The 24,601-nt window shown below is 51.6% G+C and carries 17 protein-coding genes; 11 read left to right on the forward strand and 6 right to left on the reverse strand.

Features of this window, described 5'->3' with window-relative positions:
- Window positions 1-9: 9 nt before the first annotated feature.
- Window positions 10-3,033, reverse strand: coding sequence for an amidohydrolase family protein (locus I2I11_RS05530; RefSeq protein WP_196266672.1), 3,024 nt, complete (start codon window positions 3,031-3,033; stop codon window positions 10-12).
- 492 nt (window positions 3,034-3,525) lie between these two features.
- On the opposite strand from I2I11_RS05530, the gene I2I11_RS05535 reads away from it, so the two are divergent.
- From I2I11_RS05535 to I2I11_RS05560, 6 genes are all read left to right on the forward strand, one after another.
- Window positions 3,526-4,662, forward strand: coding sequence for a BamA/TamA family outer membrane protein (locus tag I2I11_RS05535; RefSeq protein ID WP_196266673.1), 1,137 nt, complete (start codon window positions 3,526-3,528; stop codon window positions 4,660-4,662).
- 86 nt (window positions 4,663-4,748) lie between these two features.
- Entirely contained in the window at window positions 4,749-5,153 is a 405-nt protein-coding gene (locus I2I11_RS05540; protein WP_230679914.1) for a rhodanese-like domain-containing protein, read from the forward strand.
- Between the two features lie 99 nt (window positions 5,154-5,252).
- Window positions 5,253-6,485 (forward strand): exonuclease SbcCD subunit D C-terminal domain-containing protein, encoded by a 1,233-nt coding sequence (locus I2I11_RS05545; RefSeq protein WP_196266674.1) that lies wholly within the window; start codon window positions 5,253-5,255, stop codon window positions 6,483-6,485.
- A gap of 289 nt (window positions 6,486-6,774) precedes the next feature.
- A complete protein-coding gene (locus tag I2I11_RS05550) occupies window positions 6,775-10,428 on the forward strand; it encodes an AAA family ATPase (RefSeq protein ID WP_196266675.1) in 3,654 nt (1,217 codons plus the stop codon).
- Window positions 10,429-10,519: 91 nt separating this feature from the next.
- Entirely contained in the window at window positions 10,520-11,323 is an 804-nt protein-coding gene (locus I2I11_RS05555; RefSeq protein WP_230679915.1) for a thermonuclease family protein, read from the forward strand.
- A 107-nt stretch (window positions 11,324-11,430) separates the two neighbouring features.
- Window positions 11,431-11,832, forward strand: coding sequence for a hypothetical protein (locus I2I11_RS05560; RefSeq protein WP_196266676.1), 402 nt, complete (start codon window positions 11,431-11,433; stop codon window positions 11,830-11,832).
- Window positions 11,833-11,907: 75 nt separating this feature from the next.
- On the opposite strand, the gene I2I11_RS05565 is transcribed toward I2I11_RS05560, so the two are convergent.
- On the reverse strand, window positions 11,908-12,765 hold the full coding sequence (locus I2I11_RS05565) for a universal stress protein (protein WP_196266677.1): 858 nt from the start codon (window positions 12,763-12,765) through the stop codon (window positions 11,908-11,910).
- 224 nt (window positions 12,766-12,989) lie between these two features.
- A complete protein-coding gene (locus tag I2I11_RS05570; protein WP_196266678.1) occupies window positions 12,990-14,042 on the reverse strand; it encodes a DUF6687 family protein in 1,053 nt (350 codons plus the stop codon).
- Between the two features lie 237 nt (window positions 14,043-14,279).
- Between I2I11_RS05570 and I2I11_RS05575 the strand changes: the two genes are divergently transcribed.
- Entirely contained in the window at window positions 14,280-15,755 is a 1,476-nt protein-coding gene (locus I2I11_RS05575) for a nicotinate phosphoribosyltransferase (protein WP_196266679.1), read from the forward strand.
- A gap of 126 nt (window positions 15,756-15,881) precedes the next feature.
- Here I2I11_RS05575 and I2I11_RS05580 read toward each other — a convergent pair whose 3' ends face one another.
- Window positions 15,882-16,178, reverse strand: a complete 297-nt coding sequence (locus I2I11_RS05580) for an HNH endonuclease (protein ID WP_196266680.1) — start codon at window positions 16,176-16,178, stop codon at window positions 15,882-15,884.
- Window positions 16,179-16,352: 174 nt separating this feature from the next.
- Between I2I11_RS05580 and trxA the strand changes: the two genes are divergently transcribed.
- Window positions 16,353-16,664 carry a thioredoxin gene (trxA, locus tag I2I11_RS05585; protein ID WP_196266681.1) on the forward strand — a complete coding sequence of 104 codons (312 nt, stop codon included), beginning with the start codon at window positions 16,353-16,355 and terminating at the stop codon, window positions 16,662-16,664.
- A 58-nt stretch (window positions 16,665-16,722) separates the two neighbouring features.
- Here the strand turns inward: trxA and I2I11_RS05590 are convergent, their stop codons facing one another.
- On the reverse strand, window positions 16,723-18,102 hold the full coding sequence (locus I2I11_RS05590; protein ID WP_230679916.1) for a sensor histidine kinase: 1,380 nt from the start codon (window positions 18,100-18,102) through the stop codon (window positions 16,723-16,725).
- On the reverse strand, window positions 18,092-19,468 hold the full coding sequence (locus tag I2I11_RS05595) for a sigma-54-dependent transcriptional regulator (protein ID WP_196266682.1): 1,377 nt from the start codon (window positions 19,466-19,468) through the stop codon (window positions 18,092-18,094). The genes I2I11_RS05590 and I2I11_RS05595 overlap by 11 nt, the downstream gene beginning before the upstream one ends.
- Window positions 19,469-19,849: 381 nt before the next feature.
- On the opposite strand from I2I11_RS05595, the gene I2I11_RS05600 reads away from it, so the two are divergent.
- The 3 genes from I2I11_RS05600 (at window position 19,850) to I2I11_RS05610 (ending at window position 24,557) form a co-directional block, all read left to right on the forward strand.
- Window positions 19,850-21,103, forward strand: coding sequence for an efflux RND transporter periplasmic adaptor subunit (locus I2I11_RS05600; RefSeq protein WP_196266683.1), 1,254 nt, complete (start codon window positions 19,850-19,852; stop codon window positions 21,101-21,103).
- A gap of 154 nt (window positions 21,104-21,257) precedes the next feature.
- Complete coding sequence (locus I2I11_RS05605) at window positions 21,258-21,977, forward strand: ABC transporter ATP-binding protein (protein WP_196266684.1); 720 nt, start codon at window positions 21,258-21,260, stop codon at window positions 21,975-21,977.
- A 180-nt stretch (window positions 21,978-22,157) separates the two neighbouring features.
- Window positions 22,158-24,557: an ABC transporter permease gene (locus tag I2I11_RS05610; RefSeq protein ID WP_196266685.1), complete on the forward strand. Its 2,400-nt coding sequence runs from the start codon at window positions 22,158-22,160 to the stop codon at window positions 24,555-24,557.
- Window positions 24,558-24,601: the final 44 nt, after the last annotated feature.

The raw sequence follows: 24,601 nt of genomic DNA on the forward strand, positions 1-24,601 counted from the left end.
CGATTAAAATTAATAAGCGAGAGACTGCTCCTCCTGACTGTACTCCACTTCGTCGCAGTCCAGTACGCGGACGCGCTTGCTGGCGGGTGCCTGTGTTTTGGCGCCGCCGGTTTTGGCGTTCAGCATCTCCTGCACCAGGCGCATGCGTTCTTTTTCCATATCCTGGCGCAGCTGCGCATCACGCTCCACGTCGTAGTAGGCAATGCCGTCCACAAAGGTCTTCAACGGTTTGGCATATACAGAAAGCGGGTGGTTGTTCCAGAGCACGATGTCGGCGTCTTTGCCTGCTTTTATACTTCCCATGCGGTCGTCCAGGTGCAGTAATTTGGCCGGGTTGAGCGTTACCATTTTCAGGGCATCTTCTTCGCTCATGCCGGCATACTTCACGCTTTTGGCTGCTTCCTGGTTCAGGCGGCGGGCCATTTCGGCATCATCCGAGTTGATGGCTGTTACCACGCCTACTTCGCTCATAATGCCGGCGTTCTGCGGAATCGCATCTTTTACCTCCATTTTATAAGCCCACCAGTCAGAAAAAGTACCAGCGCCTATACCGCGTGCCGCCATTTTATCAGCCACTTTGTAGCCTTCCAGAATGTGCGTGAAGGTGTTTACCTTGAACCCCATTTCATCGCCTACCTTCATCATCATGTTGATTTCGGACTGCACATAAGAGTGGCAGGTAATAAAGCGCTTGTCGTTGAGGATTTCTACCAGTGCGTCCAGTTCCAGGTCGCGGCGCGGCGCGGCGGTTTTAGCCTTCTGGCGCTTCGACAGGTTGTTGTAGTCCTTCCAGGCCTGCTCATACTCCTTAGCTCGCTGGAAAGCATCTACGTATACCTGCTCCACGCCCATGCGGGTCTGCGGAAAACGGATGCTGTGTACGCGGTCGCGGTTGGATTGCTTCACGTTTTCGCCCAGGGCAAACTTAATGAACGGATCTGCATTTTCTACCAGCAATTCCTGCGGGCTCTTGCCCCAGCGCATCTTAATAATGGCCGACTGCCCGCCGATGGGGTTGGCAGAACCGTGCAGCAGTTGTGTGGTGGTAACGCCGCCTGCCAGCTGGCGGTAAATATTCACATCCTCCGAGTTCAGCACATCCGACATACGCACTTCCGAGGTTACAGCCTGTGTGCCTTCGTTAATATCATCCAGGGCAATGTGCGAGTGCTCGTCTATAATACCGGCTGTTACGTGTTTGCCCGTGCCGTCTATCACTTTGGCGCCGGGCTCGCTCAGGTTTTTGCCTACCTGGGCAATTTTGCCATTTTTCAGCAGCACATCGGTGTTCTCCAGCTTGCCCTCTTTTTCACCTGTCCAGATGGTGGCATTCTTGATCAGTACTGTTTCCTGTTTTGGCAATTCGCTTTGGCCGAAGGCGGCAAAAGGATAAATCAGCTTGCCGAGCTGCACCGGCGCTGCTGTTTTCGTGCTGTCTTTTTTGGCTTTTGCGCTCATGGCCTCCGAAAACGTGGCTACCCATTTCACAGTGCTGGCATCCGGCAGTTTGCCCTCGCCCTGCATGTTTTTATCAGCCAGCCAGCCACTCAGCCTAATGGCTTCCTTGTTTGTTTTGCTCTTATCGAAGGACAGCGTTACCAGGTTGTTATCAAAGCTGATTTTACCTTTCACGGTGTCCTGCGCAATTACTTTAAGCTCCGGCTTTTCGGCTGTGCCCGCAATCAGCAGCCTGCGGACGGGCTCGTTGCCTACTTTTAAAGTATAAACCCCACGGTAATCGGTCGGCACTTCGGTTACTTTATACTGATGCCCCTGCACCCAGTTTTCCAGGATAAGGTTGTCTTCATCAAACAGGTTGCCGGAAGTGATAAGGAAGTTGGCCAGCTTGCCTTTGTCCAGGCTGCCGATTTTGTTTTCGGCGTGCAGCAGTGCCGCTGGTGTAGCAGTCAGCGCTTTTAAAGCTTCCTCCGCGGGCAGGCCATACTTGATTGCCTTGCGCACGTTGGGCAGAAAGTCTTTCTTATCTTTTAAATCTGATGCGGTGAAGGCAAACGTTATACCTGCCTTTTGCAGCATGGCAGCATTGGCAGGCGCCATCTCCCAGTGCTTCATATCGGCCAGCGACACACGGCGGGCATCAAACGGATCTTCCACGTTGTAGGCGTCCGGGTAATTTACCGTAAGTATAAGCGGCGCATTGGTGGCTTTCACCTCGTGCAGCATCTGGTATTCGTCGCCTGCTCCTTTGATGATGTACTGCTTTCCGAACTCATCGCCCACTTTGTCGGCACGAATCAGGTTTAGCTTGTTTTCCACTTCAAATACCTGCGGATACTTATTGGCTTCGGCAAAAGCTTTCAGGGATATGTTCTGCTCCTTGGCCGGGTTCTGCGTGTTCCATTGTGCATCCAGGTAGGTCTGGCGCAGCAGCGCCACGGCGCCCATCAGCGAATTAGGGTAATCCTGCTGCGAAGAGCCACGGTCCAGCGACAGCGCACCGGCCGCTTTATCCAGCACAATTACTTCATTTTCCCTGTCATCGGCCAGTGTTACAAGTGCCGCGGTGCCGCGGGCAATGCCATCCTGGTACACGGACAGCACCGCGCCAAAACCCAGTTTGCGCAATGCCTCTGCTTCTTCTTTGTCTGCTTTAAAGAGCTCCACCGCATTGGTTTCGGGTCGTATGGCCTGGTTCCAGGCGTAAGCGCCCTGCTTGTCGGATTCGGGATGCGGCGGCGAACCATAACCGACACGCGCCTCTTTCACTTCCGGCAGGCCGTAGTTGCTGAACATATCCACCAGGCCCGGATAGATGTGCTTGTCTTTCGCATCTATCACCACGGCACCGGCAGGCACTTTTACGCCGGCGCCTACGGCCTCTACCTTACCGTTGCGGATAAGGAGCGTTGCGTTCGGAATCGTGGTTTTGTAATCGGTGTGAATGGTGGCGTTGGTGAAAGCGACAAGGCCGGAGCGCTCGTCATACACGCCGTTGCGCGGAAAAGTATCCTGCGCCATTACGCTTCCTGCCCCTAAAGCCAGGAAAGCTGCAATGGTAAAGACTTTCTTCATTGATTAGTAAATTAGGGTAATATGTGGAATGGTTTATAAGTACAAGGCTCAGGTAAAAAACACAAGTATCAGGACATTTTATACCAGACTGCTTTATTTATACAGATCTAATAATCAGGGTATTATGCTTCATAATACAGTGCCCGGAAGGATATTTCAGGTTGTTCTGTTACTTGGTTATCCAAATATAGCCAGCGCTGATAAGAATATCTAGCAGGCAAACCGTTATTTTATCTGCTAAGGCCCGGCCATAGTGGTTCCGGACCGTACTGCTCGGTTTAAAAGACTCAGATTTCAATCCATACGGCAGGACAATACCACATACAAAAAGTTGAATTTCAGGTGTTTAAACATCATAAAGAAATAGCCGGAATGTATGGTTTATGTTGGCCTATTTCATATCTTTCGTCTGTATAGCGCCTGCTGTTCAGCCCCGGCACTGCCTTGGTTAGCTATAAGTTTTCAGCATGTATACTTCTTAGCCTTGCTTCTATGAAAAAGTCTCTGCTTCTTTCTGCGCTGTGCTGGCTGACAGTATGCTGCACCGCCCCTTTGCTCAGCAATGCCCAGACCGCTTCCCCGGATTCGGCAGCTGCGCCAGCCACAAGTATAAAAGGCCTTATTCCGATTCCGGTGATTTATTATACCCCCGATACCCGCCTGGGTGTTGGCGCTGCCGTCATCGGCTTTCTGCGCCTCAAGAGCAGGCACAACGACACCTATACCCGCCTGTCCACGGCACGCATTCTGGTAGATTATACCCTGAACAAACAGACGGACCAGCAAATGGAGTGGAACGTGTTTACGCGTGAGGAAAGATATTTGCTGCGCGGCGAGCTGCGTCACCGCGTATACACCGACCGGTTTTACGGCATTGGCAACAACACCCCCGAAACGGATGAGGGCAAGTATAAATACGCGCTTGTCGGCGCCAAGCTGGCCGCTTTAAAGAACATGGGCAGCCATACTTTCCTGGGGGTGGATTATCAACTGACAAACTATTATGATCTGCGGTTGGACTCGATAAGCGGCGACCGAGAAAGCCTGCTGCAAACGCATCATATTGCTGGCTACCAGGGCGGCCTGAACAGCGGTGTGGGCCTGGTGTTTCTGTTTGACACGCGCGACAATACCGCCTACGCCAGCAGCGGCATGTTGCTCGAAGCCTCTGCTTACCAGTTCGGAAAACTCTTTGGCGGCGATTTCAATTACAAAAATTTCAACTTGATTTTCAGTAAGTTCTTTGAACTACGGCCAGCCCATGTTCTTGCCACAAACACTGTAATCAACCTGAACAACGGTGCAGTGCCCGTTATGCGCCTGTCTGCCGCCGGCGGCGACAAGATTCTGCGCGGCTACGCCCGCAACCGTTTTGTGGACAACAACTTTGCCGGTACGCAGCTGGAGTATCGCTTCCCGCTGTACCGTAAACTGGGTATGGCTGTTTTTACAGGAATAGGTGATGTATTTAATAAACCTGCTGATGTAAACTTTTCAACTCTTAAATACTCGCTCGGCACCGGCCTGCGCTATGCTCTTAACCCCGAACAAAAACTGAACCTGCGCTTTGATCTGGGCTATGGCAGCGAAGGTGCTAATTTCTATATTGTAATTGGAGAAGCATTTTAATAAAGCACCCGGATAAATGCTGACAAGCAGCATAATTCATTAAAAACAGTTACTTTTGTTCATCCTTCCATCAGAAAACATACTTTATGAAATACTTTGCTATACTGTTGCTACTTGCCACCATGAGCTGCGCCACCACACAGCCGCAAACCACCGCAACAGCAGATGTACAGGTACTAACGCCAACCGAGTACAAAGCGCAGCAGCCCACCCGCAAAGACGTGTTGCTGGACGTACGCACGCCCGAAGAGTATGCGACCGGCCACTTGGAGAATGCCCGAAACGTGGATTACCGCGGCGGCGCCTTTGCCGAAGAGATGAAGAACTGGGACAAGAACAAAGTATACTACCTGTATTGTGCCTCCGGCAATCGCAGCGGCAAAGCGGCTGAATTACTCAAAGAGGCCGGCTTTAAGCACATTTACAACATAGGCGGATTTCCGGCGCTGCAGGAAGCGAATTTACCGGTAGAGAAAGAAACGCAGCAGTAAAAACCTGACCGCAGTTTATTTTCTACTCTTTTCCCGGCGCTGCTTGCAATATCGCCTGCGCCTGCTGTATCTTGAAGCGGAATAAGGGAAAGAAAGGACATGCGCGTATTACATACCTCCGACTGGCACCTGGGCCAGCGCCTCGTTAACCTCGAACGCACCGAAGAACACCAGCATTTCCTCGACTGGCTGCTGCAAACCATTGCGCAGGAGCAGGTAGAAGTGCTGCTGATGTCGGGAGATGTGTTCGACAACGGCGCGCCCTCTAATACCGCGCTCAAGCTATACTATGATTTCCTGCGTCGCATCTGCGCTACCTGCTGCCGCCACATCATCATCACAGGCGGCAACCACGATTCTGTTTCTACCCTCAACGCGCCTAAAGAGCTGCTGGAGTGCTTCAACATTTACGTAATAGGCGGCGCCTCGCAAAACCCGCTGGACGAGTTGCTGGAACTGCGCTGCGAACAGGGCAAATTACAACTGGTAGTCTGTGCCGTGCCGTTTCTCCGCGACCGCGATGTGCGTCTGTCGGTGCCCGGCGAAACGTTTGAGGAGCGCGAACAGCGCATCAAACAAGGTATAGCCGCGCATTACGAAGCTTTTGTACCGCACATCCAGCCGTATAAAACGCAACGTATACCCGTCATCGCCATGGGCCACCTGTTTGCTGCCGGCGGCACTGCCTCCGAGAGCGAGAAGGAAATACACGTGGGCAACCTCGGCCAGATTGGCGCCGACCAGTTCCCGAAGGAGTTTGATTACGTAGCCCTGGGCCACCTGCACCGTCCGCAGCAGGTCAACCAGACGCATCACATCCGCTACTCCGGCTCTCCTATTCCGCTTAGCTTCAGCGAAGTAACCGACAGGAAAGTAATATTTATACTTGATTTTGAAGCCGGCAAGCTGGCAAACCTGCGCGAGTTGGAAATACCCTGCCGCCGCAAACTGCTGCGCTTTAAAGGACCGCTCGACAAGGTGAAGCAACAACTGGCCGTGTACGACAACAGTGCCTATGCGTTAACTGCCTGGGCCGAGCTGCAACTGGAACTCGATGCGCCCCTCCCCGACCTGAACGAGCAACTGGAGGAAGTGCTGCGGCTAAAAAGCACAGAACTGCAACTGCTCATTCATCGCCCGCCCATCATTAAAGCAGCCGCGCAAACGCTGGCACAGCAGGTACAGCCCGAAGCCGACCTCCATACCTTACGCGAGCAGGACGTGTTCCTGAAACGCTGCCAAAGCGCCTTCCCCGACAACGACCATACTGAACTGGTGTCCACCTTTTCGGAGCTGCTGGAGTTGATGGAGCAGGGAGAGTTAGAGAGCTGAGAATTAAAAGGGAAGATTTAGTATGACCTCGCAGCGTGCGCAGCTCCTGCGAGCGTCTTGCCAGCCACGAAGTATAAATGTCTGAATCAGGATTTACAGGATGAAAGGATTTGCAGGATATAGAAGTATAAATTTAAAGATAACACAGATAAGCAATCCCTAATCCGGAGTATAGAAATTCTGTTCATCCTGGCGGTGGAGCCCTCGACAAATCCTGCTGATTCTGATTCTGACAAAAAGGAGCTGCGCACGCTGCGAGGTATGACTTTAAAATAAACACATTACCAACATGAAAATCCTTGCTGTCCGTTTCCAGAACCTGAACTCCCTGAAAGGAGAGCACGAAATCCGCTTCGACCAGAGCCCCCTGGCAGAGGCCGGGCTGTTTGCTATTACGGGCCAGACGGGAGCAGGCAAAACCACCATTCTGGATGCGATAACAGTTGGATTGTACGGCCTGGTGCACCGCCACAGCAACGACAAGCCGCTGGAACTGATGACGCGCCACACGGCCGAGAGCTTTGCAGAGGTTACATTTGAAGCCAATGGTAAGCGCTACCGTTCCAAGTGGCACATCCGCCGTAGCCGCGGCAAAGCAGGCGGCAACATGCAGCCGGTACACATGGAGTTGTACGACTTTGAGGAAGACGCGCTGTTTGACCTGAAACCCAGCCAGGTACCGGAAAAAGTGGCCGAACTATGCGGCCTGGACTACAACCAGTTTCTGCGCTCCGTCATGCTCTCGCAGGGCGATTTTGCACGCTTCCTGAAGGCCAACCCCAACGAGCGCAGCAGCCTGTTGGAAAAGATCACAGATACACACATCTATTCCGAAATATCAAAATCTGCTTTTAAGAAGGCCAAGGAAGAGCAACAGAAAAAGGAAGATTTAGAACGTCGTCTGCAGGACACGTCCCTGCTGCCTGAAGAGCAGCGCCAGGCTTATGAACAAAGTATAAACGAACTGGCAGCACAAGAGGCCATACTCCAACAGGACATCTCCGTACTACAGGCACAGGTACAATGGCTGCAGCAGGTAGCTGTCCTGCAGGCGAAAAAGCAGCAGCAACAAGCGGCTCTGCAGGTGCAGGAGCAGAAGCTGGAGAGCCTGAAGCCGGACTTCCGGAAGCTGCAGCAGCATGAACAGGCGCATCAGTTTGCAGGCGAACTAGCAGAAATCCGCAGCGCCAACGGCAGGCTGACGGAAGTACAGGAACAACTCCTGACACTGGAGCAACGGCTGCCGGTGCTGGAAACGGAACTGGAACTAGCCGGAAACATTGCTGCCGAAGCTGGTAAAGCCCATCAGCAGCAGGAAGAAGCGCTGCAAAAACTGGAGCCGCTGCTCGCGCAGGTCGTTAAACTGGATCACCAGTTGCACACCATCCGCGACAATTATAAGCAAGATAAAGAGGCCTATGTTGCTTTTGAGGAGCAACTGAAGCAGGAACAGATGCTGCTGCAAACCCGCCAACAGGAGCTGGACGAGCTGACACAGCAGGCGGCAAGTATAAAAAGCTGGCTGGAGCAGCATGCACGCCTGCAGGATTTACACGAGCATCTGCCGGAATTCAGGAGCACCCTGCGCGATATACAGGAAGTGGAGCAACGCATCAAACGCAACCAACAGGAGCAGCAGGAGTTGCAACAGCAGCTCCGCCAGGAAGCACAGCAGGCAGCACAACTGGAACTGGTACAGGCGCAGCAACAGGTACAGCAGCAACAGCTGAACATACAAAAACAGGAAAAGCTGGCCCGGCTGCAAAGCATGCTTTCTGATAAAAGTATGGAGGAGCTGGAACAGGCGGCGCAGGCACAGCCGGCAATGCTGGCCAGGTATGAGCGCCTGCAGGAACTCGCCCGGCAACATGCCATACTTCAGCAAAAGTTGCAAAGTATTGACAACCAATGGCAGGAGCACAGGCAGGAAGAAGCAACCAAAAAAACACAACTGCAGGCGGCACAGCAGCAGTATGAAGATGCCACAGCGCACCTGGCCACGCTCCAGAAACTGGTGCTTTTGCAACAGCAGATGCAGCAATACGAGGAGGCGCGCCATACCTTAAAACCGGACGAGCCCTGTCCACTTTGCGGCTCTGTGCACCATCCTTTTGCGGAAGACGGTTATACTTTCGATTTGCCGGAAGAAGTACAGAAACGCGACAAGCAGCAGGCATTGGCAAAAGAGCTGGAACAACAGGTAAATGCACTGCAACTGCAGTTGAGTGCGCTGGCGCAAAAGCAAAGTATGGCCGCCGCATCCAAAGCCGAAACAGAAACGGAGTTAAGCCGCCTGCACCATACATTCACGCAGCTGGCCGGGGGCATTTCTGAAAGTATAAGTATAAGCGATGGGGCCGGATTGGCGGAACTGATGCTGGCGCAGCAGGAATCGGCAGATGCGTTGCAGCAAAAACTAACACAGGCGCGCACGCTGAGCCGGGAACTGGAAAGTATAAACCAGGCGCTGCAACTGCTGCGCGAAGCACAGGTGCAGGCAACGGGCAAGTATAACCAGCTGCAGCAGTCGGACAGAATGCTGCAAACCCAGCTGCAGAAGCTCCAAACCATACTTGCCGATGAGCAGGAACAGCAGCAGGACCACACGCAAACTGCCGAATCATTTGCTGCCTCTTTCGGATTGGTTTATAAACCGGAAGAGCGGCAGCAACTGTTACAAACGTTGGAACAGCAGTCTGCCGCTTTTGCACAAAAGCAGCAGGCGCTGGAACAAAGGCGGGAGAAGTATGTAGAGTTGAAGGCAGAAGTTAACAACCGGAAAGCCAACGCGCAGCAGAAGGAAAAAGAATTGCAGGAGCGGCAGCAGGCTCTGAAGGAAGCACACGAGCACCTCACACAAATAAAAGCAGCGCGTCAGGAATTATTCGGGGAAAAAGACCCGGAGCAGGAGCGCCAGCAGGCCCGGCAGGCATTGCGCCTCCATGCCCTGCAAGCCGAAGAGGCGCGTACCAGGCAGCTGCAAAAGCAGCAGGAACTTCGCGAATCCCGCGCGCGCCAGGCAGAATGCCACGCCAAACAACAGCAAAATAAATCGGTGCTGAACGAGCTGAAAGAAGGATTGCTGCGCGTGCTCCGGCAAAAAGGCATCGAAACGATAGAGGCGCTCAGCCAGATGCTCCTTGACCGCGACGAAGCCGAACGCCTTGCCAACCTCAAAGCCCAGACCGAAAAACACCTGACGGAGCTGCGGAAGTCGCTGCGTGATGTGCAGCAGGAACTGGCGCAAACCCAGGCCCTGGAATTGACAACGGAAAATACAGACCTCTTACAAAACCAGTATCAGGAGAAAATAGCGCAGCAGCGCGACCTGATTGGGCAGCGCGCCCGCTGTCAGCAACTACTGGAGCAGGATGCACAGCAGCGCGAAAAAAACAGGGAACTGGCCGGGCAACTGCAAACGCAGCAGCAGGTATATCACCGCTGGGCACAGCTCTCAGATTTAATCGGATCGGCAGATGGCAACAAATTCAGCCGCTTTGCGCAGGGGCTTACGCTGGCACGGCTGGTGGAACTGGCCAACCGGCACCTGCAAAAGCTCAACGACCGCTACCGCATCCTTAAAAGCCAGGAGGAAGACCTCGAACTGCTGATTGTGGATACCTACCAGGCCGAGGCCGTGCGCCCGATGAACACGTTATCCGGGGGAGAGAGTTTTCTGGTGAGCCTCTCGCTGGCATTGGGCCTCTCTGACTTGGCCGGACGCCGTACGCAGATCAACTCTCTGTTCATAGATGAAGGCTTCGGCACACTGGACGCAGAAACGCTGGATGCCGCTATCTCGACACTGGAAAACCTGCAGGCCAGCGGCAAAATGATTGGTATTATTTCGCATGTGGAGGCGCTGAAGGAACGCATCGGCACCCAGATAAAAGTACAACGGCAGGCCGGTGGCATAAGTATAATAGAAGTGGTGGGTGGATAATTATCGTATTAGCACATTTACTGATGATGCTGCTGTGCGGCTGCCAAAATTCCAGTGACCTTATGTACGGCTTTCACCTGATGCTTATGCAATGAAGCTACCACTTTATCACTTATTCCTGATTTATACCCTGCTGGCCACCTCCTGCCAGCACGATCGGAGGGATGCACAGGAGCAGTTCCGCGAACGGCAACAGGCGATACTGGAGCGGGCACAGGAGCAACAACCTGCCACCTCGCCTACCACAGCTCCGACTGCTAACACCGCACCCGTCGACACAGAAAAATCCGCAGAAGTTTTGCCGGAGAAGGAGAAACCTTCGGCCATGGCCGGCGACCGGGTGGTCGCCATAAAAGACGGCGACACCATCGTGCTGCTTCGGAACGGAGAACAAATTACGGTGCGCCTGTATGGTGTGGACACACCCGAAAAAACGCAGGATTTCGGGCAAAAGGCCAAACAGTTTACTTCTGATCTGGTGTTTAACAAGTATGTGCGCCTCATCCCTAAAAACAAGGATCGCTATGGCCGCACGGTGGGCACTATTCTACTGGCAGACGGGCGCAGTCTGAACGAGGAGCTGGTGCGCAACGGCTTTGCCTGGCATTACAAAGCCTACTCCACCGATAAAAACCTGGCCAACCTGGAAGCAGACGCCCGCCGCTACAAGCGCGGCCTGTGGCAAAGCCCCAACCCCACTCCGCCTTGGGATTACCGCAAAGACAAGCGTTCGGGAGGAAGCAAAGCAAAGCAAAGCAGGCAACTACAACAAATTCACCTGTTCCGGCAGGCGCCACCCGGCGCACCGTTTACCTGTGCAGCAGCGCCGGCTCCAAAGTATACCATTACGATAGAAGCTGCGCCGCGCTCCGGCGTTGCAAACAGGACGTTATAACCCTGACTGAAGCAACTGCTATCCGGCAGTATGGCCGCCGCGCCGACAAATCCTGCAGCAAATAATTTAGATTATGCTATATTTACGTTTCGCCATTGATACATTCCATGAAACCCACCCTTAAAGCCAGACAAACCCGGTACTTTATTTTACAGATGGCCTTAGCTGTGATGTTGTTGGCCTCCTGTAACCAGGCTACCGAGCAGGAAGTGGCCACAACAGAACAGGCCACAGAAGCAGCTGCCGCTGATACCGTACAAAGAAGGCCTGCCCCTGCATTTTATCTTATTCCGCCCAACCTGGTGCGGGAGCGCGTATGGATCTGTGATGCCGCCACAGCAGACATTTTCCATACAAAAGCTGATTGCCCGGTGCTGCTGGAATGCAGGGGCAAAGGTAATTTCCGGAACGTAAGCCTGCAGCGCGCCATTGAAGAGTATGGCCGCTACAACTGCCAGACCTGCAGCAAAGACCTCGATCATATTTTTGACGAGGACATGGTGCGCTGACATCATACGTAAACCGGGCAAGGGCCGTATTGCCGGAACAATGACCGGCCTGCCTGGTTTAAGTATAGCTTTTGCTTACAGGTTGTTTTTACTGTGCAGCACCAGCAGAGGCATTTCGGCTTGGTAAGTCAGCTGCTCGGCCAGGCTTTGGGAAAACAGCTCCTGCAAAAACCCTTTTTCTTTCCGGAGAATGGCGAGCAAACTTCCATCTATACTTTCATAGTACCTTTTCAGCCCTTCATCGCGGTGTTTGCTGGTTATTTCCTGAAAGTACAGGGGTACATCGGCATAAGTGCTTTGCAGCTCGTTCCAGAACTGCTGCGGTTTAGCTTTCCCTTCGCTTGCCTCATCTTTCACCACGTGCACCACATGAATATCTGCTCCAAAAAGGCTGCCTACACCTACCACTTCCTCCAGCGCCCTGCTATCTTCCTCGCTGTAATCTGTGGCGTACACGATGCGCTCTATGTTTGGTTCAGAGGCAGTAGCAGGCACAGATAGCACCGGACAATGTACTTCTTCAATTACAGCCTCGGTGTTGCTCCCGATTAATAATTCTTCCAGGGCACTGCTGCGGCCGGTGGTGCCCATTACTATAAGATCGTAGCCCTCGGTTTTGGTCAGGTGCGCCGCCGTGTCGGTCAGCAACGCCTCCTTCAGAATATAATCGCAGGTAAAGTGGCCGGCCTGGTTGGCTCCGAATTGCTGCTCCAGAAACAGGCATTTGGCTCTCAGCTTTTCGCCGGCATCGCGCGTTTGTTCGCTCAGCAGCTCACCCGCTACGAGCGCTGTGTCAGAGGTGTCCGCAATAGGCAGGTGCAGTACGTGCACCAGCGAGAGATGCGCATTGGCATGCTGCGCAATGTAAACCGCGTATGCCAGCGCCTTATCAGAACTCGCGGAGAAGTCCGTCGGACATAGTATCTTTTTCATGGTTGTTGGTTGTGTGTTTGGTTGTGTATTAGTGAAATGAGAGCTCCCACTATATGCCAGTTTCACTATGTATAGCCTGTATACGTGATGCGGCAAAAGAGATAAGCAATAAAGCTTAAAACTTATAGCAACGTGTACCCTGCTATCCGTAAACACCTAATTTACAAGTACTAAACACACATAAAACATACTCTGCTGCCACCGGTTTTTTGCTTCCAGCCCTGTTAGGTGTTCAGTTCCTTTATTGCTTTCCAGCTCCAGTTATACTTCGGTTGCAGATGGGCGTAAGCCTGCCGGTAGTAATTCACCACCACCTGTTTCAGCTTGTCTACAGGTATAGCGGAAGAGAAGATTTCCCGCTCTGTCGGGTTGTCATAGGCTTCTTCGCGCTTTAGCTGGTCTCCGTCGAGGCGCAGCAGCGGCCCGGTTTCCGTTACGGCATCATAAGTCCAGCGGTGGCCGGAGGTTTCCATCTGATTCAGCTGTGCTGCCAGGGGCGCCATACTGATTCTTGGCAGCGTGGGCCGCGAGGCAATATCTACCCAGGTGGTATACTTGTACTCCAGCTCGTAGCGGTTCCGGTCGTAGCAGGTCAGCACCATGTCAAAGCCGGTGGTGCGGCTAAACAGCGCGTAATAATGCAGTGGGTGCGGTATCTCGATGATCACCAGGCCGATTTCGGGGTGGCGGGTGAGCTTTGTTTCCGGTTTATACATATCGCGGTAGCCCAGCAGCACGCTTCCTACCTCATCCTCCCAGGCAGCACGCTCCCAGTCCGGGTCCTGCAGCACACGCCCGAATGCCTGCAGGAAGTATGTAAATTTGCCGGCGCACTGCATCACTTCCTTCTCTTCCATCTCGTCGGCGGCGAAAGGCTTGTAAAACAGCTCCCGTTCTCTGGCATTTATCCAGCACACCAGCTTTAGCGCCTCGCCGGCCAGCGGGTGGTTCAGGTCCAGCTCCCGGAAATCGCCGATGAGCGCCATCTGCCGTAGCAGTTCCTCGTGTTCCAGTGCCTGTTCCGGATTCAGCAGAGCCCACACGCCTACAAAACCATCAATATCAAAATGGTTGGCTGTTACATAAGGCAGGTCCAGTTCCGGTAATTGCAGGCGCAGTGCACCCAGCACAATGCCGGCGCTGGTATCGTCCCGGATGGCGTCCGGCGTTGGCGCGCCCCGCCAGTGCGACAGCATAAACCCGTTGGCATGTGTGCTGTCTACCACAATGGCCTTATGATTTCTGAGTTCTGAAAAAGGAATAAATTGTCGTTGCATTATCATGGGCTAAAGGTAAAAAGAAGCCGGTACAGAAGCTATCCTATCTGTTATACTTATACGTGGCCAATGTTGGCGCCTGTTCCTCGTGCTGATGCTGTAGCCAGAGCGCATCTGTTGCTCTATTTACAAAGCGCTGCCTTATACATTAAATCATCATCCATAAAACACGGCAAAACCCGGGCACTTACTTTTCCGGATTTTATGCGTACTTCGCAGGGTATTATACTATGCCTTATGAAACTGAACGACATTTATGCTTCTTCTCTCGCCCTGCTCACGGATTTATACCAACTAACGATGGCTTATGGCTATTGGAAGCAGGGGATGGCAGAGCGGGAAGCCGTGTTCAATTTATACTTCCGGAAAAACCCTTTTGGCGGCGGTTATACGGTGGCGGCAGGTCTGGAGTACGTTGTAAACTATCTGCAGGAGCTACAATTCCGGGAGGATGATCTGGCTTATCTGGCTTCGCTGGAAGGAAATGCGGGCCGGCCGCTGTTTGAAACCGCTTTCCTGGATTACCTGCGCAACATGCGCTTTAGCTGCACCGTAGATGCCATACCCGAAGGCACAGCCGTTTTTCCGGGAGAGCCGCTGGTACGGGTACGCGGACCTTTGCTCCAGGCGCAACTAATCGAAACGCCCCTGCTCACCATTATCAACTTCCAGACGCTTATCGCTACCAAAGCAGCCCGCATAACCGATGCTGCCAAAGGCGATCAGGTAATGGAATTTGGCATGCGCCGGGCACAGGGCATCGACGGCGCGCTGGCTGCAACGCGTGCCGCTTACGTGGGCGGCGCCGACGCGACTTCTAACCTACTGGCCGGCAAGCTTTTCGATATTCCGGTACGCGGCACCCATGCGCACAGTTGGGTACAGGCCTTCGACTCAGAGCAGGAAGCCTTTGAAGCGTATGGAAAGGCTTTTCCTAAAGATTCTGTTTTTCTGGTAGATACCTATGATACACTGGAGGGCGTACGCCATGCCATCAAAACAGCCCAAAAACTACAGCCGCTGGGATTCGTATTCGGCGGCATCCGTCTCGACTCCGGCGATTTGACTTACCTGAGCGTGGAAGCGCGCAAACTGCTGGATGCAGCAGGTTTTACAGATGCCAGCATTGTGGCCAGCAACGATCTGGACGAGCACATCATCACCAGCCTGAAAAGCGAAGGAGCCAGAATAAACGCATGGGGCGTGGGCACCAGGATGGTAACGGCCTACGATCAGCCCGCGCTGGGCGGCGTGTACAAACTGGCCGCCATCCGGCAGGACAATGGCGACTGGGACTATAAAATTAAATTATCGGAGCAGCGGGCCAAAACGTCTACGCCCGGCATCCTGCAGGTGCGTCGCTTTTATGACGGCGACGGTTACCAGGCCGATATGATTTATAACCTGGCGGAGCCGCTCCCGCAAAAGCAAATAATTGTAGACCCGCTCGACAGCACCCGCCGAAAATCCGTTGCGCCCGGCACCAGGTATAAAGATCTGCTGGAACCCATTTTTGAACAGGGAAAACTCGTTTATACTTTGCCTGACCTAAAAGCTATCAAGGCGAAAACCAAAACGGAGCTGAACCTCCTGCACGAAAGTATACGCCGCTACCTGAATCCGCATAGCTACCCGGCCGGACTGGAAGAAAGCCTGCACCAGTATAAAATTAATCTTATCCTGAAACTGAGGGGCGAAAACACAAATGCCTGAGAGGAAAGTATGGCTGCTGCGCTGGCAGGCTTCAGCAGGCGCTTCCAGCAAACCTGATGTATGTTTTCAGGATCACAAAATGACTCCTGTGGATTGAAGTATAGATTGGGCTATTGCCGGAAGCCGCTACTTTCTTCCGTTTCGCCCGCGGCGGTTAGAGAGACGCTCCAGGCGCTTGTTGCTTACCCATTTCAGGTAGCGCTGCAGCGGTTCGGCCTGCCGCAGCGCCTCCACAGAATTATAAAGCACCGCCAGTTCGCGGTTGCTGAGGTGCAGGTGAATGGTGCTGTGGCAGGGCTGGCACAACTCAGCGGTGGCGCCGTAGCGGCCGCCCTCCTCGCGTGGCACCAGGTGGTGCCTGCTGAGGCTTTGCACTTCACGCCCGCATAGTTCACATACCAGCAACTGCTGCTTTTTGGCCATACTTCCCGCTAGCTTTATTCCTACTTTTATAACAACAAAGTAATTGGCAGAGTTTAAGATTTTCCCGTACCCGGTGCCGGCCTGGTAATTAAGCTAGCAAGACATAAACATTCTGTAACACCCGCCGCTGTTCCAGCCGTATCTATAGACAGAATTCAGCATTACAGATAAACTATGGCAAAGAAATCATTTCAGGAACTTATCAGCAGCCCGGGCATGCCGGTGCTGGTTGATTTTTACGCCGACTGGTGCGGGCCCTGCAAAAGTATGAGCCCGATTGTGCAGCAGGTAGCCGCCGAATACAACGGCAAACTTAAAGTTATAAAGGTAAATGTAGACAGCAACCAGGCTGCCGCCGCACAATACCGTGTGCAGGGCGTCCCCACGTTTATACTTTTCCGCGACGGTCAACAGGTATGGCGGCAATCGGGAGCCATGCCGGCGAATGTACTCTCGCAGGCAGTGCAGCAGGTTGTTTCCAGATGAGTTACGAGTTAAGAATTCCAGGTTCCGAGTGATGGTTTTATCTCGGAACCCGGAATTCTTAACTCGTAACTACTTTCAGCTGCAGGCTGAAAGTAGTAGGGCCGCCGGGTTTGCTGCGCACACGGATGCTGCCGCCATGCTGCTGCATAATTTGTTTGGATAAGCTCAACCCGATGCCGGAACCCTGCTTTTTGGTAGTATAAAAAGGGATGAAAATCTTGTCCAGTACGTCTTCAGATATGCCGGGCCCGTTGTCGGTTACGTCGATGCGCAGCTTTTCTTTGTCCTGTTCATCGATATAAGCTACTACTTCCACGCAGGGTGCTGTGGTTTGCTGGCAGGCTTCCATGCCATTTTTTACCAGGTTGATAAGTACCTGCTCCAGTTGTTCCGCATCAGCCAGCAGCGTTACGTTTTCATCGGGCAGGTACATACTCAGGTTTATTTTATGTGTCTGCAGTTCAGAGGCGAGCAGCGTGCGTACATTCTGCAGCAACTCGTTTACTTTTAAAAGGCGCAGTTCCGGGGCAGGCAGGCGCATCAGGCGGCGGTAGTTTTTTACGAAATGCAGCATACCCGTGCTCCGCTTCTCGATGGTGCGCAGGCCTGCCTGTATGTCTTCCAGTGTTTCATCCTCCAGGGGCTCCCCTGCCCTGTGCTTCTCTATGATTTCTGAATTCAGAAGCCCTGCGACCGTAGATGTAAGCGAGATAACGGGCGTGATGGAGTTCATAATTTCGTGCGTCAGCACCCGGATTACTTTTTGCCAGGTCTGCAGTTCCTGTTCCTCCAGCTCCGATTGAATGTTTTGCAACGAAACGATTTTCAGCCGCCGCCCCTGTACCACCAGTTCTGTGGCGTGGAGTGTCAGCAGCAGTTGCTCATGGCGGGGCTGTATGGTTATAAGCGTCTTTTCGTTGTTGCCGATGCGCATCAGCACCTGCACCAGTTCTTCGCTCACCCGCTCCAGTGCATAAATGCTGCGCAGGTGCGGCACATGCAATAGTTCTTTTGTAACCTGATTTATGAGGTTTATTTCGCCGGTTTCATCAAAAGAAAGCAGGCCGATGCCCACATGCTCTACAATGGCCTGCAAGTATAAATGATGTGCCTGCTTTTCTGTTTTTACGCGCTGAAAAGCCTCCGTAATCGCATTAAAGGACTTATAGAGTTCCTGATAAGACCGGTTAGACTTACCAGTTGCAAAGCGTTGCGTAAAATCGGAATGCCGGATGGCTTCCAGAAAACTGCTGATGTCGCGGTTGGTGCGTTCTACAAAATGCATCAGTTCGTACACCTGAAACACCACCAGCAGCAGCAGGCAAAATACAGTCATGTACCAGTCGGTGCGGTAGAGCAACAGCAGCATAAGCACTATAACTGCTATCAGCAGGCTCAGCCGTAGCAGCAGGCTTAACCTGAATCCGTTATAAACCATGTTTCTCGATTCTGCGGTAGAGGGCAGTACGCGTAATGCCCAGTTCTTTGGCAGCATGCGTAATGTTGCCGGCATGCTTCACCAGCACCTTCTGCACCATCATTTTTTCAAGCGCCTCAAGGGTATAATCGCTGTCTGGCATTGTTCCTGACGGCTGCTGCCGGGCATGCGCACCGGGCGCAAAGTAAAAATCGTCGGCCTGTAGTTCGTTGCCATCACAAAGTATAACAGCGCGTTCCATGGCGTGGTCCAGTTCACGGATGTTACCAGGCCAGTGGTATTCGCCCAAGCGTCGCAAAGTTTCTTTGCTGATACGCAGTTCCGGACGGTTGTACTTCTGGCTGTATACACTCAGAAAATGTTCTACCAGCAACTTAATATCTTCGCGGCGCTCCCGCAATGGTGGCAGGTTAATCTCTACCGTGTTGATGCGATACAGCAGGTCCTGGCGGAAAGTGCCCTGGTGTACCATCTCGTAAAGCGGCATGTTGGTGGCGCATACCAGCCGGACATCGATAGGTCGCGGCTTGTTGGTGCCCAGCCGGATAACCTGGCGGCTTTGCAAGGCGGTCAGCAGTTTTGCCTGCAGGCTAAGCGACAGGTTGCCGAGTTCATCCAGAAACAAAGTGCCGCCGGAAGCTGCCTCAAAGCGCCCGGCGCGATCTTCTTTGGCATCCGTAAACGCTCCTTTGGCATGGCCGAAAAGCTCGCTTTCGAACAGTGTTTCGCTTACAGCACCCAGGTCTACTTTCTCAAACACGTGATCTGCCCGCTTTGACTTACGGTGCAGCGCCCGTGCGGCTACTTCTTTACCGGTACCGTTTTCGCCCAGTATAAGCACATTGGCATCGGTACTTGCCACTTTATCTATGGTTTGGTACACGCGCTGCATGGCCGGCGACACCCCGATAAAGCCATCGTAATGATAGGCCGTGTTGTTTTGCTCGGCTGTTTCGGCGTTGCGGTGGCCGTGCATGCTTTTGCTCTGGCAAGCGGTTTTAAGTATAGCTACCAGTTTGTCGTTCTGCCAGGGTTTCAGCACAAAGTCGGAAGCGCCTTCTTTTAAGGCACGCACCGCCAGTTCAATGTCGCCGTAGGCTGTCATCAGGATAACGGTAACCGACGGATTTTGCTGCAACAGCTGTTTAAGCCAGTGAAAGCCCTCTTTGCTGGAAGTGGCCCCGGTGCTGTAATTCATATCCAGCAATACCACGTCAAACTGGTGCTCCTGCAGCAGCGCAGGCAGGCGGTAGGGGTCTGAAGTGGTCATCACGGTGGCAAAATGCTGCTTCAGGAGCAGGCGGCCGGCCGTCAGAATATCCTCTTCATCATCTACAATCAAAATTTTGCATGGCATCTTGCTCATGGTACAACAACATAGGTATGGTGCTAAAATTAGGTATTTGGAATTAAAAACTAAAGATGGTTGCCTTGTAAAATAGTTGCACGGCCGAAGTACTTGTTTTCAGAAACATTTACCGGTACTTCATACGCTTATTTTCCGCCCAAACAGCCTGTATAGTCCTGTAATACCTTATTTCTGCAGGCGCTGTAGCTAGTCCGGACGACTGTCCGCTGGCAGACACTCCACTGTACGGAAACGGACAATCTATACATAGCCACATATTCATATTTCATCATTATACTTTGAAAATCAGTAGGTTATCAACAATGGCATACTTATTGGCAAATGCATTTCCAATACGATGCGAAAAGCCATCTAATCACAAAGCAACCAAGCCATAAAATGGATCGAGTATTAGAAAAAAAGAAAAACACCCCTCAGAAAATTGCGCTAATTGCCGCTGGTGCCGTTGTGCTGGCAATAGTTATTTACAACCTGTTGTTTGCCGAACATACTTCTAAGCTGAATGTAGACAGCGAGCGCATCACGGTTGGAAAGGTGCAGGAAGGCGTTTTTCAGGAATTCATTGCCATTGATGGTTCTGTAGAGCCGCTTAAATCTTTTTATCTCGATATTATAGAGGGCGGCCGTGTAGATAAAATTTTTACCGATGACGGCCGCATGGTGCAGAAAGGCGACACCATCCTGAAATTATCGAACACCACGCTGCAGATTGACTTTATGACGCGCGAAACGCAGCTCTATGACCTGATGAACGAGCGCCAGAACTCAGAAATCCAGATGAAGCAGGACCTGATAAAGAAGCAGAACGAACTGGCTGAGATTGAATATAACCTGGCCCTGATTGACCGCAAGTATAAGCGCAACCAGATGCTGATTAAAGAGAAGGTGATTTCGCGGGAAGAGTATGAAGCTTCGAAAGATGAATACGAATACCAGACCAAGCGCAAAGAGCTGGCCGACCGCTCTGTAAAGCAGGATACCCGCCTGATGCAAGAGCGCCTGCGCCAACTGGATGAGTCCATTAACCGCATGAAAGCGAATATCAACATGGCACGCGGCACGCTCAACAACCTGTACGTCATCGCTCCTTTTACGGGGCAGCTGTCTACGCTGAAAGCCGAAGTGGGCGAGTCGAAAGCGCCGGGCGAAAACATTGGCCAGATAGACGACCTGAATGGCTATAAAATAAAAGCGAACATCGACGAGCATTATATTTCCCGAGTGTATCCGGGCCTGACCGGCTCCTTTGATTTCAACGGGAAAACTTACCAGGTAAAAGTTGCCAAAGTGATTCCAGAAGTGCAGAACAATACCTTTGAAGTAGATATGGAGTTTGCAAATGGCACTACACCCGAAGGTATCCGCCGTGGCCAGACGCTACAAATAAAATTGAACCTGAACGGCGGCGGCGAAGCGGTACTGGTGCCACGCGGCGGTTTCTACCAAAGTACCGGCGGCAACTGGATATTTGTAGTAGACGAATCGGGTGACTTTGCCACCAAACGCAACATCAAACTGGGCCGCCAGAACCCGAACTACTACGAAGTACTGGATGGCCTCCGACCAGGTGAAAAAGTGGTACTCTCCTCCTACGACAGTTACGGCGACATCGACCGGTTGGAGCTACAGTAATGTGCTGATTTCTTAATGTGCTGATGTGCTACTTGCGCCAGTAAAGGGGGAGACAACAATCAACCATTTAGCAATTTAACAATTCGGCCATTAAGCACATTAACCACGCATTTAGTACAAAATAAAACTAGAACAATATCACAAAACCACTACAATGAATAAGGAAGAATTAATCATCGAAACGGAGAACCTCCAGAAGAAGTACATCACCGACACGGTAGAAACCACCGCGCTGGCAGGTGTAGATCTTAAAATCAAAAAAGGCGAATTTGTGGCCATCATGGGTCCGTCGGGTTGTGGCAAATCTACGCTGCTCAACATCCTGGGCATGCTCGACAGCCCTTCTTCCGGCGCTTTCCGTTTCCTGGGCCAGGACATCAGCAAGGCTACCGAGCGCCAGCGGGCCAAGCTGCGCAAAGAAAACCTGGGCTTTGTATTCCAGAGTTTTAACCTGATTGACGAGCTGACCGTGGAAGAAAACATTGCACTGCCCCTGGCTTACCTGGGCGTATCGAAGGCAGACACCGAGAAGAAAGCCAGAGAAGCCATGGAGCGCATGGGCATCGCGCACCGCCGCAACCACTTCCCGCAGCAGCTATCCGGTGGCCAGCAGCAGCGCGCCGCCATTGCCCGCGCTACCGTGTCGAACCCCAGCCTGATACTGGCAGACGAACCGACCGGTAACCTGGATTCGGTGCACGGCCGTGAGGTGATGTCGCTGCTATCAGAGCTGAATGAGGCCGGTACCACTGTGGTAATGGTAACGCACTCCCCGTCAGATGCCGAGTATGCGCACCGCATTGTAAACCTGTTCGATGGCCAGATTGTAACGGAAAACCTGAACGTAAGAAGACACGCAACCGAGTTGCTTTAAGCTCCTTGCTGACCTCGCGGTGTGCGCAGCTCCCGCGAGTGTCTGATAACCGGAAACCAGACACTTACAGCTTTAGAAACACTGTGAGTGTCTGTGGCTACCGCAATAAGAGATGCAAGATACCGCGACGCTTCCATTTACCACCTTGCCCGTTTCGCCTGATCATAAAACCTTAAATCTATGCTGCAGAACTACTTCAAAATCGCCATCCGAAACATTGTTCGCAACAAGGTATACTCGGCTATTAACATTGTTGGCTTGGCTATTGGTATTTCTGCGTGTATCCTTATTTTTTTGTATGTGCAGGACGAACTCAGCTACGAAAGCCACTTCGATAAGGCTGACCGCATAGTGCGCATTGCCAGCGAGATTAAGAATGAAGGCCAAATAGACAGGTTTGCTTTGTCCCCGCCAGTACTTGCGCCTAATCTCATACAGGATTTCCCGGAACTGGAGCATGTCACTCAGTTATTAGAAGCCCAAAAACAAACTATCTGGTACAAAGAAAAAAGCTTTAATGAAGACAACTTGCTGTATGCTGACAGTTCGTTTTTTGACATATTCAACTATGAATTTATAGCTGGCGATCCTGGCACAGCACTCCATGAACCAAACACGATAGTGATAAGTGAGACAATGGCACAGAAGTATTTTGGCTCAGTTGATAAAGCCCTGGGCGAAGTACTCACTTTTAACCCGGACCTATACCATGTTACAGGTGTATTCCGGGATAAAGGCCATTCTCATATTAAAGCAAATGCTTTCTTAGCACGCAGCACCTTCGATAGGCAACGTCAAGACGTGTTAACGGGCACGAACCATTGGTTTAACATGAATCGATACACGTATGTGCTACTAAAAGATACCTCCCAGATTCAACCATTCCAAGACAAGCTCAAGGCATTCGTTGCGACACACGTTACCCCTTGGATAAAAGAAAACAATCTAAATGCCTCCATGACTTTTATTCTGCAGCCGTTGAGCAGCATTCATTTCGACACGGTTTACAGGGACGACATTACACCGGCAGGTAACATCAACTACGTTTATATTTTTGCGGCGGTCGCCGTTTTCCTGCTGCTCATTGCTAGCATCAATTACATGAATTTAACCACGGCACGCTCTGCCAAACGTGCCAAAGAAGTAGGTCTTCGAAAGGTTGTAGGAGCTTATCGCTCTCAGATTATCAGCCAGTTTATGGGCGAATCTCTGCTGATAACACTGGTGTCTGTGCTGTTGGCACTGGCACTGGTACAAATCATGATTCCTATGTTTAATACGTTTACAGGCAAGCAGTTTGAGTCAGGTTTCTTTTTGCAGAAAGAAGTTTTGCTGGCTCTGCTTGCCATAGTCGTGTTTATAGGAGTAGTAGCCAGTAGCTATCCGGCCATCTTCCTATCTGGCTTTAAGCCAGTTGATGTTCTGAAGACCGATAAGGCTCCGAAAGGCGGTAACGCGATACTGCGAAAGACACTGGTTGTGGTACAGTTCGCTATTTCTTTGATTATGATAATCGGAACCATTGTAGTATTTAATCAGATGCACTTCCTGAAAAACCGTGATTTAGGCTTCAACAAGGAGCAGGTGCTTGTAATTGAAATTCCGTTTGGCGACTCCACTCTAATTCAGCAAATACCTGGCATAAAACACGAGCTACTGAGTAACCCTAACATTGAACAGGTTTCAAACGCGCAAGACATTCCTGCAGAGTCGCTCAATAACTTGCTTGTGTTTGCTGAAAAAGACGGCAAGACTTTACAAAACAGCATGAATGTTATGTTTGTGGATTATGATTTTATAGATGCTATGGGTATAGAATTGAAAGAAGGCCGCAATTACTCCAAAGATTATCAAACTGACCTAAAAGGGGCCCTGGTTATAAATGAAGCGGCCGCCAGAAAGATGGAGTGGCAAGAGCCTATCGGAAAACGCCTGGAATTGCTTGACAGGGATGCAAAGGTAATTGGGGTGGTAAAAGATTTCAACGTAAAATCCCTGCACACTAACATAGAACCTATTATACTGGCACTTGTACTTGAGTCTCCTGGCTACCTCCTGATGCGCATTAAGCCACAGAATATGGCTTCTACCATCAGTTTTATAGAGAACAAGTGGAGATCCCACTACCCGAAACACCCAATGGAATACTTCTTTATGGATGAATTCTTTGATAAACAATACCGCGCCGAAGAAAAGATGCTGACCATTTTCGGGTACTTCGCGGGCCTCACCATTTTCATCGCCTGCCTCGGTTTGTTTGGCCTTGCCTCCTTTACAGCCGAGCAGCGCACCAAGGAAATTGGTATTCGCAAAGTGTTGGGCAGTTCTGTTTCGGGCATCGTTATACTTCTATCCATGAATTTCGCGCTGCTGGTTTTAATTTCGATTGTGCTGGCTATACCCATCGCCTGGTATGGTATGAATAAGTGGCTACAGGACTTCGCCTATAGAGTCGAACTTAGTTGGTGGATATTCGCTGTGGCAGGCTTGGGGGCTATGGTTATTGCGCTGTTAACCATTAGTTACCAAGCTTTAAAAGCGGCGATAGCAGACCCAGTAAGAGCATTACGTTCTGAATAGTAAAACTACACTAATGACATACAAGCTATACTTATAAGTATAAC

The sequence above is a fragment of the Pontibacter rufus genome (genome assembly GCF_015694705.1).
Lineage (GTDB): Bacteria > Bacteroidota > Bacteroidia > Cytophagales > Hymenobacteraceae > Pontibacter > Pontibacter rufus.